Raw genomic sequence first — 13,811 nt, 5'->3', positions numbered from 1 at the left:
TTTATGCAGCGTCTCCTTAGTTAATGCCAACGCCGCTTTACAGGCCTCAATTAACCAATACACATTGACCAACGATCAAATAATCATTCGTGGAGACTGCCACTCCTGGCCTACTCGCTCCCCTGCCTCAATTGCCGCCCCAGTACATCCAACACATCACACCCATCCCGCAGCAACAACGCCGCCGCCTGGCTGACGCACTGTAAATCCTGACCATCGGCCCCCATCATTTCATTACGCGCAAAACTCTCCAGCAGCTCGGTGGCCACTCGGATACGCAGGAGGGCATTGTTGTGGAGATCAGCCAGCGGGGCGTGGCTGTCGATAGCGAGGCAAGGGAGATCGCAGTTGTTCGTTAACGGAATGTACTGAGTCATGAATGAAGTCCTTTTTTGGTAGCAAGAACCACCCACCTCGTCGCCAAACGAGGGTGGCAGCTGTACGCAGGTTGGCGAACCGGAAAAGGATAAACCGGCAGGCCCGAAGGCCTCCCGCGCACAGCTGCCATAAAGCAGCTTTGCGGGTGCAACCGTGCACTGCAGAACCAGTGTGCTCACCGTTGCATTCCTTTATCACTGGGTCGCCAAACCCGATCGCCATGAGGGCGACGGGCGGACTATAAGCCTCGGGGTCTAGCCGAGCAAGCATTCGAAGCATTCGCGATGCGTAGGGCATCTCTTAGACAGAGGCGCCCTGAATAACTATTTTGGAAAATAGTTTCTGAGACGCGGGTAGTTTACAAACACCCATTTGCGGGCATGGTCTGGCTCTTGATGAGTCACCGGCAAATGCTCATTGAGCATCCACTCGATGACCTGTCGACGCCGCACGGTCAGTTCAGAGCCGTCGGACGCTGTGAAAGTATTGAGGTAATCCGCGACCTCATGCCCTTCACGCGCGTTGAAGAACCTTGGCCGTTTCACGACACTCGCAGTATCGTCGGTTGCCGAACGGCTGTACTTGTAGAGCAATTCGTTGCTAGTAATCTTTGGCATTTGAGCTCTCAAAAATCACACCGTCCTGGTGCGATGTCCTGGTAATGGTAGAAATCCCGAATTTGATAAGCTGTTCACTGAGGTAGTGGACACTCAGATGGATGCATCAGTGCTTAGTGATGCCCCGCAATGGCAAGGTGACCTGATGCTGACGGTGCAACAAGTTCAGCAGCAACACCACCCGCTCGTCCCCGTCCATGCGCAGGTAGATAGCCTGCAAATCGGCAAACGGCCCCTCGACAATCTGCACTGCCTGGCCGCTCACCAACTGCAACTCAATTTCACCCGCTTGAGCTTCCTGCAGCCGCAACTGCTCAATCAAGGCATCCGCCACCGCCAGTGGCTGATTACCAAACGCCACCACCCGCAGCACACCACGAGTAGAACGCAAAGGCCCCCAGTTATCCTGATCATCCAAGTGAATGAACAGATAGCCCGGAAACAACGATTCTTTGACCACCGAACGCTTACCTTGGGCAACACGCTCACGAAGATATTGTGGCCGGAAACAAATGTACCCTTGCCGCACCAGATTTTCTTCCGCGCGTTCTTCCTGTCGGGACTTGCACTGAATCAAATACCAAACCTTGGTTGTAGATTCCATTTCCTTACTTCCGCCCCAACATTTCAATACTACATACGCCTTATATCCATCGGCGTACAGCTACATTTTTTGCGAGGCCGGAGTATACCAGCGACACATTTTTTTACCAGTCAGCCATATATTTGTAACTCACCCTGACAGCACATCACCCCCAACAGCAACTTATTGACGCCAAATATAATTTTTTATCTAAAGAGAATACCCAGTAATCAATGAGGTATATGCCAGTCCCAAACGATTACATTCGGAAGCGGCGTCCTGATCATCCACCAGCGCCACCTCGCCACTCGTCGAAAATAAAAATGCCTCGTTCAAAACACCCTTCCCCCTTCGATCGCACCACAAAGTTGCAGCCCACTCTGGCCCGAAACCGCCAGCGTGAAACAGACCGTGAGAGTCAAGAAAGGTTCGCTTTTCCTGCAACCCGCTACCCAGCTAGGTTGGCGCAAAAAAAAGGACAGCCTGTGATCTAAAGCAACGAAACACTCAACCGTGGAGATTCGCTACAAGATGGCAATATGGTGGCGCTTTTCACTACTCCAAAAGCCTTCAAGAAGGTGAAAGCCCCCGCAACTTCGGGCTTTCGAGCTTGACACTCTTGTCACAGAACCTTACATTCCCGCGCCTCTCACTTTCGCCGATGACTCCGCACAAGGAAGGTCGCTTTGTTCAAAAGGGTATTGATCGTGTGCATTGGTAACATCTGCCGTAGCCCTACGGCAGAGCACCTGTTGCGTGGCGCAATCCTCAAAGCCAAGCCTGATTCTGACATTCAGATCAGCTCTGCTGGCTTGGGAGCCCTCGTCGATCACGCCCTTGAACCGACCGCCCAAGAAGTCCTCCAGGAACGCGGCCACCCGCCGAAGGACCATAAGGCTCGCCAGTTGCGATCGTCACTGGTCAGCGAATCCGATCTCATACTTGTCATGGAACAGCGCCATATTGATGGCGTGCTGCGGATCGCTCCTGAGGCCCGGGGCAAGGTGCTCCTGCTTGGCAAGTGGCAAGACAACCGTGAAATCAACGACCCGTATAAACGAGGTAAGCCTGCATTCGTTCATGCTTATGCGTTGATCGAAGAAGCTGTAAACGCCTGGGCCCAACGTCTCGTACGTTGAGAGCCATTTTCTCGAATTGCAGTAACAGGTAAAGAAAACTGACTTATGCAGCAAGCGCCAGTAACACTCGCACGTGACAACGATAGTGATGACGAAATTGACCTGCTTGGGCTGTTCGGAACACTGGTCGACCATAAATGGCTGATTGCCAGCATTACTGGCGCTTTTATGGCTGTCGGGGTTGCTAGTGCGCTGTTGGCTACACCTGTTTACCAAGCAAGTGCAATGGTTCAGGTCGAAGCCAAAAAGAACGACATGTTAGGTTTTTCTGATGTCAGCAGCATGTTGGGCAAAGAATCTCCTTCGGCGACCGAAATCGAGTTGATTAAATCGCGCGCCATAATTGGGAAGGCGGTTGACAACTTGAACCTCGACACTACCATCGAGCCAAATCGTTTCCCTCTAGTCGGCGAATTCTTGGCCCGGCACTTCAAGCCACAATCGGCTAATGAGATTGCGACCCCATTGCTTGGCATGAATAGCTTTGCTTGGGGTGGCGAAAAACTGGAAATTTTTCAACTCGATTTGCCGAACAACCTGCTGGGTAAAGAGTTGACATTGACAGCAGGCGAACACGGTCGCTTTACGCTGCAAGACGATGATGGAAACACGTTAGCCGATAGCGAAGTTGGTCAAGCTTACGAGCAGGACGGCATTAAGGTTCAAGTTGAAACACTGCATGCTAACCCTGGCACCCAATTCAGCATTGTACGTAACCCTCGCCTCACCAGCATCCTGGACTATCAAAAGAACCTAGATATTTCCGAGCGCGGTAAAGAATCTGGAATTATCGGGCTTTCACTTGAAAGCAAAAACCCCGAACTCGCAATCAACATTCTGAACGAAATTGCCAAGCTTTATGTCCGCCAGAATGTTGAGCGCACATCTGCCGAGGCGGCCCAAAGCCTTGAATTCCTAAGGGATCAGCTACCCCAGGTCCGTAAGGATCTGGAAAAAGCCGAAAACGCTCTTAATCAGTATCAGACACGTAGCAAATCCGTCGATATCAGCCTGGAAACCAAAGCAATACTCGACCAGATTGTCGCGCTGGATACCAGCATCTCCGAACTCAAGATGCAGCAAGCCGAGATGGACCGCAAATTCACCCGTCAGCACCCTGCATACCAGGCTTTGCTGACTCAAATCGGTGAACTAACGGGCAAACAGAATGGGTTGTCCAAAAAAATAGAAAACCTGCCATCTACCCAGCAGGAATTGCTGAGTCTGACACGCGATGTGCAAGTAAGCACAGAAATCTACACCCAGTTGCTGAATAAATCACAGGAGCTGGATGTGATGCGTGCAGGCACCGTGGGCAACGTTCGCCTGATCGATAGCGCAGACGTGGACCTGACCAAACCAGTCAAACCGAAAAAAGCACTGATTGTGCTGATCGCGACTTTGCTAGGTGCATTCCTTTCTATAGCGCTGGTCCTACTGCGAAAAGCCCTGAACCGGGGGATTGAAAACCCGGATGCGATCGAACAAATGGGGCTTCCGGTCTATGCTTCTGTTCCTTACAGTAGCTTGCAAAAAGCTGAAGAGGATAAGAGTGAACGAGGTCGTGGCCGTTCAAACAGAGCCGCGCCATTGCTTACCATCAGTCACCCGACCGACCTCGCAGTAGAAGCACTGCGCAGCCTGCGTACCAGTCTGCACTTCGCCATGCTTGAAGCCACCAACAATCGATTGATGATTTCGGGCCCAAGCCCTCAAGTGGGAAAAACCTTTGTATCAGCTAACCTCGCCGCAGTGGTCGCCCAAACTGGGGTGCGAGTATTGCTGGTGGATGTGGATATGCGTAAAGGCTATCTACATAAAGTGCTGAGCGCTCCCGCTGAAAATGGTCTGTCCGATCTCTTGGTCAAACGCTGTGATCTCGCAACCGCTATTCATAAAACCGAGATCGAAAATTTTGACTTTATTAGCCGAGGCCAGATTCCGCCAAATCCTTCGGAATTGCTGATGCATGCAAATTTCAGCAACTTTTTAGAGCAGGTCAGTTCGCTGTATGACTTGATTATCTTGGATACACCGCCACTGCTGGCAGTTACCGATGCAGCGATTGTAGGTCGTCAGTCTGGAACTAACTTAATTGTGACGCGCTTTGGCCTCAACCCAGCCCGCGAAGTGGAGTTGACTATCCGCCGCTTTGCTCAAAATGGCATTAGCCTTAAAGGTGCAATTTTCAATGGCGTAGAAAGGCGCGCATCGGCCAAATATGGTTATGGCGCCTATGGATACTATCACTACGAATACAAATCTGATAACACTTGACTGGAGCAGTTTACCTGCCCAGAGCCGAACCCTCAGCACTCTCCGTTTCAGCGGGCTTGAGAAATTTGTTAAATATTACCGCTTTCAGGGACTAGCGAATAATCCTGGGGCGGTAGCGTTTTTAATTAGTAATCAGCCGATCATCTCTAAATAAACTCTAACCCCCTATCCTTCACTAGGCACAACTAAAAACTCTCGCTATCCTGTCTTTTATATTGTTTTGTACAGATAACCACCTCCAATGTTGAGAACTTGTATTATTTGCCAGTAAAAGTAATAAACTGGCCTTGCTATTTTTAAAGGAAATAAAGATGAAGGTTACTATTTTTGGTATTGGTTATGTCGGTCTAGTTCAAGGCGCTGTGCTTGCCGAAGTTGGTCACGATGTTATCTGTGTTGACGTCGACACAACCAAGGTGGAGCGCCTAAAGCAAGGGATCATTCCAATATATGAACCAGGTCTAGAATCGCTGATCAAAGAAAACCAGACCGCAGGACGCATTAAATTTACTACTGATGCGAACGTTGGAGTCAAGCATGGTGATGTACAATTTATCGCTGTTGGTACTCCTCCAGACGAAGATGGTTCCGCCGACTTGAAATATGTGCTCGCGGTTGCTAAGACTATTGCCAGTCATATGGAAAGTCACAAAGTTATCATCGATAAATCTACAGTACCTGTAGGTACAGCTGACAAAGTTAGAACCCGTGTAGCGGAGGTTCTCGCTCAACGTGGATTGGAAAATCTCACTTTCGACATTGTATCTAATCCAGAGTTTTTGAAAGAAGGGTCAGCGGTAGCAGACTGCATGCGCCCTGACCGAATCATCATTGGCACAGATAGTGAGCACGCAAAAGAAATCATGCGCGAGCTTTATGCACCATTCAATCGGAGCCATGAAAAAATCATCGTTATGGATGTACGCAGTGCAGAATTAACCAAGTATGCGGCCAATTGTATGTTGGCCACCAAAATTAGCTTTATGAATGAAATAGCCAATATTGCTGAAATGCTTGATGCTGATATTGAAATGGTTCGTCAAGGTATTGGATCAGATCCACGTATTGGATATCAGTTTATCTATGCGGGTGCTGGTTACGGCGGATCATGCTTTCCAAAAGATGTGCAAGCTCTTATTAGAACGGCAGATAGCATTGGCTTTGACGCAAAAATTCTTAAATCGGTAGAAAATCGGAATAACGATCAGAAAAGCTCCCTATTTAAAAAAATCCTCAAACACTTCAATGGGGATTTACAAGGTAGGACTTTCGCGTTATGGGGCCTTAGTTTCAAACCGAATACCGACGATATGCGCGAGGCGCCAAGTCGTGTATTGATGGAGGCTCTGTGGAAAGCTGGTGCAAGTATCCAAGCATATGATCCAGAAGCTATGGAGGAGACGCAGAGAATTTACGGTAGTCGCAACGATCTTATGCTATGCGGCACAAAGGAAGCAGCTTTAAAGAATGCAGAAGCTCTTATAATAATTACAGAGTGGCAGGCATTCAAAGCACCGGACTTTGACTATATCAAGCAGCAACTTAAAACGTCGCTAATATTCGACGGACGGAACTTATTTGAACCCAAACGCATGAGCAAAAAAGACATAGCCTACTACTCTATCGGTCGAAATATTTATTAATAGATTTTAGCAGCAACTGTAGCAAAACAAACAAAGAGGCAAACCTCCCATTGCTAAATTATGTCAATCGACTTACCAAAAGCGGCTTCGTTCGCAATGTTGCCATAGTAGCTACAGGAACTGCGGGCGCCCAAGCCATCGCAATGGCGTTTTCTCCAATCATCACAAGGATATATGGGCCTGAAGTATTTGGCTCAATGGGTATTTTTATAGCTATCTTGGAGATAATTAGTCCTTTCGCAGCTTTAAGTTATCCTATCGCGATGGTGCTCCCTAAAAATGATTCTGATGCCATCGCCCTAGGAAAACTATCATTAAGCATAGCGCTATTTACGTCTTTAATCACAGCTATTATATTAGCCCTGTTTAAAGAACCTATAGTTAATACTTTTAACCTTCAATTGATTGAACCCTATCTCATATTGCTTCCTCTGACCATGTTCTTTTCAGTTTCCATGGCCGTTGCAGGTCAATGGACGATAAGAAAGAAACTGTTTAGGCTCAAAGCCAGGGCAGCGATATTACAATCATTGCTAGTTAACACAGCGAAATCTGGATTAGGTCTAATAAATCCAACCGTTATTATTTTAATTGGAACGACCTCTTTGGGCTATCTAATCCACACAATCCTATTGTGGGCGGGCATTAGAATAACAAACAAAGGAACTACTTACCCTAGCGAGCACCAATACCCACCCCAGAATAAAAGCAATCTATTTGGACAATTAAAGACATACAAGGAATTTGCATACTTTCGAACCCCTCAAATATTTTTAAGCAGCATTGGCCAAAGTCTGCCAATTCTAATGCTAGCAAATCTTTTCACTCCAGCAGCAGTCGGCTTTTATATATTAGCTCGCACAGTACTTTTTGTCCCATCAAATTTAATTGGCTCATCAGTAGCTGACGTATTTTATCCAAAATTTGTAGACACCATACGCAACGGAGAAAGTGGGAAAAATCTATTACTAAAATCCTGTATCTCACTAGCAAGCGTAGGTGCCATTCCATATATAACTCTAATTGCCTGTGGTCCGTGGCTATTCTCATTAATATTTGGTGCCGACTGGAGAGAAGCGGGTGAGTATGCTCGCTGGATGTCAATTTGGCTTTTTTTGGTACTCGTTACAAGACCTATAATTGCTGCTATTCCTGCACTCTCGCTTCAAGGGCTATTTTTGTTATTTGAGGGTGCGGCTTTACTGGTAAGAGCTGCAGCCATAATGGCTGGTTACTTTTGGGCTGGCACCGCGTTGAGTGCAGTAATTGCTTTTAGCCTGAGCAACTTAATAATTTACGCTGTACTTACGGTTATTGTAATCAAAAAAGCATAAGGCATGGGGATACCTAAGGAGACGCTGCATAAATAGCCAACCGCCCCCGACCCTTGGCACACCTTCAGCCAGCCATCCTCTTCGTGAGCCTCGTTACCCGACATGCAGAAGACCTTCTCCGAACTCGAATACGCCGGCAAGAAAAAGCGAACGCGCCGTGATCGTTTCCTGACTGATATCGAGCAGTTGGTGCCCTGGGCGCAATTGGAGGCGCAGGTGGCGCCGTTTTACGGCGACACCACAGGCAGGCGCGGGCGCCCCGCGATTGGGTTGTCGCGCATGCTGCGCATGTATGTCGTGCAGCAGTGTTTCGGTTTCTCCGATGAAGGTACCGAAGATGCTGTCTACGACAGCCAGGCCATTCGTGGCTTTATGGGCATCGATCTGGGCCGAGAGTCGGCACCGGACGCCACTACCTTGCTGCGTTTTCGCCGTTTGCTGGAAACCCATCAGCTGACACGGGTGCTGTTTGAAACGATCAACCAGCATCTGGCCAGTCGTGGTCTGTTGCTTAAGGAAGGCACCATTGTCGATGCCACCCTGATCGCCGCGCCACCCTCGGTCAAGAACCGAGAAGGCAAGCGCGACCCTGAGATGCATCAGGCCAAAAAAGGCAATCAGTGGCACTTCGGGATGAAGGCCCATGTTGGCGTCGACGCCACGTCGGGGCTGGTGCACAGCCTGGTGGGGACGGCGGCCAACGTGGCCGATGTCACCCAGGTCGACAAGCTGCTACACGGTGCCGAAACCTATGTCTCGGGAGATGCTGGATACACCGGTGCGGCCAAGCGAGCGGAGCATGCTGGACGGGACGTTATCTGGTCGATTGCAGCACGGCCAAGCAGCTACCAGCATCACGGCAAAGACAGCGTGCTGTACAGGGCCAAGCGCAAGATCGAATACGCCAAGGCGCAACTGCGTGCCAAGGTAGAGCATCCGTTCCAAGTGATCAAAGTGCGCTTCAATCATCGCAAGGTGCGTTACCGCGGGCTGGAAAAGAACACCGCGCAGTTGTTTAGTCTGTTCGGGTTGGCCAATCTGATGCTGGCCAAGCGGTATTTCCAGCGCATGGCGGGATAAATCCGTCTGAAAGGCGGGGTTGGCCCGCTAATTAGCAAAATGGGGCCTGAAATCGGCCCCAGAAACGCGGAATAAGACCGGTAGGGCGAAAAAACCGGTTTGAAAATGGGGCTCGGTATGAATCGGTGATTTGTTCAGCGTCTCCTTAGAGTTTCGACAATAATTTTCCATAATCGCAAGATCCTTAAAATCCAAACAAACGAACTAAACTTAACCTATTAATATTTTTCTTTCTAAAAAAGCAAAATATGAAATTTCAGAAACTACGAATAACAAATTAAGAAGGTCGCCTTATGTCAAATTTTTCAAACCCAGACATTCTGGCTTACTACTTAATATTTATCGTTCTCTTGGCACTTTCAACCCTGACTGCGCTGGCTAAATCTCACACCCTTGATAGATTTCTAATCATACCAATTTTTGCAGTTTCAATTGCTTTCTACACTCTGTCAGAAAACTACAGTCCTGACATGCCAATGTATATTCATCAGTTTAAAACATTGGGATCATTTGAGAATTTCTCCTGGGGGTATTCATTTTATATACTGATGCGTTTCCTAAGTATTTTTGACCACTCCGAAAGCTTTTATGTCGCCTCCAGCGTGTCATTTTTACTTGCATCTACACTTTTAGCTATTTCTCTTTACATTTCAGCCCCTGCAAAAAGCTTTTGCCTGACACTTTACATTTTAAATTTCAGCTATTTTGAGTTTGCAACCAACGTATATCGACAGGGCGTCGCAGCGTCATTTATTATAATTGCCTCATACTATTTAATTAACAAACGATATCTGGCATTTTCTGTTTCAGCCTTTATAGCCATTGGTTTTCATTGGTCTGCGATAACTATCCTAATAGTAATACTTCTATCATTAATTATTTCCAGAAGCAAAAGAAGTACAATGCAGCTATGCGCCGGAGCACTATGCTTAAACATAACTGTTATACTTCTTTCCAAGGGTTTTTTAGGGGGCTTGAGCGGACTTGATTTTCTAAACCCAATATTCAAACTAGTTAATATCGATTTTCAAAATAAACTAGATGCCTATGTCGGAAATGGCGTAGAGGGTGCGCTATTCAACGGTTTATCACTACTAGGGCGGATAAAATCTTTAACCGATATTTCAATCGTCTTGCTAGGCGCTACTTTATTTGTTTACAACATAACCACGAACACACAAATCGACCGAACACAAAAAATCTCGTTGTTTCTTGTATGTATAACCGCGTCACTCTCAATTTATAATGCCTTACTAATTGACATGGCATGGTTTATTCGGAACCTGTACTGGGCCTTTTCATTCACTCCGATTTTAATTACGCACCTTATATCAAAAGGTTCTTATCACTCTTCAAAAGCCCACAAAAACATACTTGTCACGACTTCCATTATTTACTTAGCATTCAGCTCACTGACACTTTGGCGCTCCACCAATCTTGAGCTATACAACATACAATTCCCCCTATAAATATATCGGTGATATCCTTGAGCGCAAAAAAAATACTATACATTTCCATGCACCCTATTGATAGGCAAAAGGATGGAATAGCGAAAAAAATCAGGAACCAGATAACGGCGTTCACCTACCCAGACTGTACGGTTGACATGGCCTTTCCTTCTAACGAAGGACTAGTATTCGTTACAAACAACCACAAAGTAACGATTACGACCAACTTCTTATCTAGAAAGCTTTTTTTTCCAAAGATAGGCGAATATTTAAAGTCCTCTGGTAGTCAATACGATTTAATATACATCCGCAACCCTCAAGGAGGCCCAGCCTGTTTAGGCCTTTTATATTTCATCAGCCTTCTAAAAAGAAATAGCACTAAGGTTGCATTGGAAATACCAACATATCCATACGACCAAGAGATGAAAACCTTAAAAGAGAAGCTATCTCTTATACCTCATTTCTTAATGAGAGCGCAATTATATAAGAAAATTGATCTTGTAACCTATATGGGAAAACCAGTAGATACTATTTGGGGCACTAAAGCACACCGTCTCATTAACGGAATCATGCCTAATGATAAATTCATACCCAAGTCAATCACGGACGCCAATAAAATTTCTTTTATAGGTGTAGCTGATTTAAACTACTGGCATGGATATGACAGACTAATAAAGTCTATAGCCGAATATGTAAAGCAGAGTGATAGAAACTCTTTAGCGCCAAAAATAGAATTCCATGTCATAGGACATAACGAGCCTACGTTCAGCACCCTTCAGCAGTTAGTCAACAAATTAAAGCTAGAAAATAACGTTTTTTTTCATGGACGAAAAAGCCCAGAGGAATTAATTAATTATTACTTACTCGCAGACATAGGAGTTGATTCTCTGGGGCGACATAGAAGCGGCCTTGACTATAATTGCTCAATTAAGTCAAAAGAATATTGCCTTCAAAACCTCCCCATAATAAAAAGTCATTCAGATTATTCAGTTGATCATTTGGAGTTTTGCCTGACGGTCCCAGCCTCTGAAGATATATTTAGCATTGAAGACATAATTGCCTGGTATAAAAAGCTAGACCTAAATGATCAGTCGATCAGGGAGTACGCTCTAGCTAACTTCACATGGCAAAAGCAAATCAATGGGTTGAAGTGCGCCTTGTGGGGGGAGTAACCATTTTGCAGGCGCGATTAGCATCGCGCTTCTCGACTGACTGCGGTTTACTGATGGTCCTATTTTTTATTTTTCCGATATAAGTACTGCTCGAGGGCTACACCATTGAAAAAATGCGCCGTGATAGTCACGTATAATCCAGAAATCGAAGTACTTCAACACACAATAGATAGCCTAAATAATATCGGTGTCGATTGTTGTATAGTTGACAATACTGTCAAGTGTTACATCCCGAACCCTCAAAGCAAAAATAAATTATTTGAGCTAAATGACAACAAAGGAATCGCTAAGGCACAGAACATAGGTATTGATTACGCGGTCGACAATAAATATGGAGCGGTTATATTTCTAGACCAAGACAGCATTATTAAAAAAGAATGTATTGAAGAACTTTTCTCCAGCATAACCAATCGCGACACAATGATTGCTGCGCCGGTTTTCAGAGATAAGGAGAAGGGTTTTTTTTACAAGATTGTAGACATTTCAAAACATGGATTCCGAAAAGTAATAAATCCAAGCGCCATGCAATTTCCACGAATGGTATCGACGGCCATTTCTTCAGGTACTGTTGTTAAAACAGCCGTATTCAAAAAAGTAGGCACCATGGATGAAGACTTTTTTATAGATTATGTCGATACAGAGTGGTGCCTGCGGTGCGCGCAGCATGGTATAAATATCGAGATAAACCCAAGAGCAGAAATGATTCATTCCATTGGTGAGAAAAGCTTAAATTTCTTTTTCTTCCGAGTTCCTGTTCATACACCCTTAAGGCGCTACTATAGAATCAGGAACTCTTTTTTACTTCTTAGAAAAAGTAGTGTTCCTAAAGCTCTTGCTCTGAGAGAAATATTTTTTGCAGCCATACACCAAGCTTTGATTGTACTTTGCTGCAAAGAAAAACAAAAACACTTAAAGTTCATGCTTCACGCCTACATTGATGCAGCAAAATATAGGACAGGGAGGTATGACGAAGGAAGATCATAATTTACTTCGTTTGCTTCTCAGTTAAATATCTACCAGAAAAATTAAAAGCTCATATACTAAAGCAATCACATCCAAATAAAAATTGCATTGGACCATTAATAAACTTTTCGAATGAGGTGCTTTATGGGGTGCGCTGTTATATTTGGCGGAAACGGATTTATCGGCTCTTTTTTCGCTAAAACCCTTCTTGACACAAAAAAATACACTCACGTATATCTCTACGATATAGAGCCAATCAAAAACAAAATTAGCAGCTATAGAAAGGCAGTTACCACTTCAACTCCTGGCCTAACAGAAGTTATTGGAGATGTAAGGAAGGCAATTGACTGGCAGCCAACAGAAGTTGTATCACTCATTGCAAACTTTGCGGCTGTCCATCGTGAACCGGGGCACGAAGGTATAGAGTATTACGAGACCAACCTTCTGGGAGCTGAGAATGTTTGCAACTGGGCCGAACGAGTAGGTTGCAATAATATAATCTTCACCAGTTCTATTTCCCCATATGGACCAAGTGAAGTTCAAAAAAACGAAAGTTCTATCCCTTCTCCGAATACACCATATGGGGGGTCAAAGCTGGCGGCAGAAAAAATCCATCAGATTTGGCAAGCGAGAGGCGAAAAAGATCGGCATCTCGTAATAGCTAGACCTGGGGTTGTTTTTGGTCCAGGCGAAGGAGGGAACGTCTCTCGATTGATCAAGGCGGTTCTGCGTCGTTATTTTTTCTACATGGGAAATCAAAACACCCGCAAAGCTGGTGTATATGTCAAAGAACTTTGCAATGCTATGCTATGGGTTTTTAACCACCAGATTGAAAAAAACGAACGCATTACGACCTTTAATATGTCTATGAATCCAGGGCCCTCCATTAAAGAGTACGTTGATACTGTTTGCAAAGTCGCCAACATACAGCGCAAAAGCTTTGCAGTACCTTTTCACATACTATTAACCACCTCATATATTATTGAGTTGATTGCTCGACCTCTCGGCATTCAGCACCCATTCAGCCCAGTTCGAATTCGAAAACTAGTGCGATCCAACAATATATCGCCCGACTATCTGATCAATAATAATTACAATTATATTTACACGTTGGAATCAGCATTTCTGGATTGGAAAAAAGAATATCCAAAAGAATGGTCTTAACCAGTAAATCAAA

At 45.5% G+C, this 13,811-nt stretch carries 12 protein-coding genes; 9 read left to right on the top strand and 3 right to left on the bottom strand.

The window, feature by feature from the left end; genetic code table 11:
- Nucleotides 1-110 precede the first annotated feature (110 nt).
- The 3 genes from AC3IX4_RS06990 to rfaH all read right to left on the bottom strand — a co-directional run bounded on the left by AC3IX4_RS06990 (nucleotide 111) and on the right by rfaH (nucleotide 1,599).
- Nucleotides 111-377: a short-chain dehydrogenase gene (locus tag AC3IX4_RS06990; protein WP_489259851.1), complete on the bottom strand. Its 267-nt coding sequence runs from the start codon at nucleotides 375-377 to the stop codon at nucleotides 111-113.
- A gap of 324 nt (nucleotides 378-701) precedes the next feature.
- A complete protein-coding gene (locus AC3IX4_RS06985; protein WP_489259850.1) occupies nucleotides 702-995 on the bottom strand; it encodes a hypothetical protein in 294 nt (97 codons plus the stop codon).
- Between the two features lie 106 nt (nucleotides 996-1,101).
- On the bottom strand, nucleotides 1,102-1,599 hold the full coding sequence (rfaH, locus tag AC3IX4_RS06980; protein ID WP_489261235.1) for a transcription/translation regulatory transformer protein RfaH: 498 nt from the start codon (nucleotides 1,597-1,599) through the stop codon (nucleotides 1,102-1,104).
- 665 nt (nucleotides 1,600-2,264) lie between these two features.
- Here rfaH and AC3IX4_RS06975 point away from each other — a divergent pair.
- The 9 genes from AC3IX4_RS06975 (at nucleotide 2,265) to AC3IX4_RS06935 (ending at nucleotide 13,798) form a co-directional block, all read left to right on the top strand.
- On the top strand, nucleotides 2,265-2,717 hold the full coding sequence (locus tag AC3IX4_RS06975) for a low molecular weight protein-tyrosine-phosphatase (RefSeq protein ID WP_489259849.1): 453 nt from the start codon (nucleotides 2,265-2,267) through the stop codon (nucleotides 2,715-2,717).
- Nucleotides 2,718-2,762: 45 nt separating this feature from the next.
- Nucleotides 2,763-4,994: a polysaccharide biosynthesis tyrosine autokinase gene (locus tag AC3IX4_RS06970; RefSeq protein ID WP_489259848.1), complete on the top strand. Its 2,232-nt coding sequence runs from the start codon at nucleotides 2,763-2,765 to the stop codon at nucleotides 4,992-4,994.
- Between the two features lie 311 nt (nucleotides 4,995-5,305).
- Entirely contained in the window at nucleotides 5,306-6,637 is a 1,332-nt protein-coding gene (locus AC3IX4_RS06965; RefSeq protein ID WP_489259847.1) for a UDP-glucose dehydrogenase family protein, read from the top strand.
- A 50-nt stretch (nucleotides 6,638-6,687) separates the two neighbouring features.
- Nucleotides 6,688-7,971 (top strand): lipopolysaccharide biosynthesis protein, encoded by a 1,284-nt coding sequence (locus tag AC3IX4_RS06960; protein WP_489259846.1) that lies wholly within the window; start codon nucleotides 6,688-6,690, stop codon nucleotides 7,969-7,971.
- Between the two features lie 102 nt (nucleotides 7,972-8,073).
- On the top strand, nucleotides 8,074-9,051 hold the full coding sequence (locus tag AC3IX4_RS06955; protein WP_489259845.1) for an IS5 family transposase: 978 nt from the start codon (nucleotides 8,074-8,076) through the stop codon (nucleotides 9,049-9,051).
- 293 nt (nucleotides 9,052-9,344) lie between these two features.
- Entirely contained in the window at nucleotides 9,345-10,520 is a 1,176-nt protein-coding gene (locus tag AC3IX4_RS06950) for an EpsG family protein (RefSeq protein ID WP_489259844.1), read from the top strand.
- 17 nt (nucleotides 10,521-10,537) lie between these two features.
- Nucleotides 10,538-11,671 (top strand): glycosyltransferase, encoded by a 1,134-nt coding sequence (locus tag AC3IX4_RS06945; RefSeq protein WP_489259843.1) that lies wholly within the window; start codon nucleotides 10,538-10,540, stop codon nucleotides 11,669-11,671.
- A gap of 120 nt (nucleotides 11,672-11,791) precedes the next feature.
- Nucleotides 11,792-12,655 carry a rhamnosyltransferase gene (locus AC3IX4_RS06940; protein WP_489259842.1) on the top strand — a complete coding sequence of 288 codons (864 nt, stop codon included), beginning with the start codon at nucleotides 11,792-11,794 and terminating at the stop codon, nucleotides 12,653-12,655.
- A gap of 123 nt (nucleotides 12,656-12,778) precedes the next feature.
- On the top strand, nucleotides 12,779-13,798 hold the full coding sequence (locus tag AC3IX4_RS06935) for an NAD-dependent epimerase/dehydratase family protein (RefSeq protein WP_489259841.1): 1,020 nt from the start codon (nucleotides 12,779-12,781) through the stop codon (nucleotides 13,796-13,798).
- The last annotated feature ends 13 nt before the right edge of the window (nucleotides 13,799-13,811 follow it).

It is taken from the genome of Pseudomonas sp. KH_021 (assembly GCF_057838865.1).
This window is presented reverse-complemented; position numbering and strand designations above follow the sequence as displayed.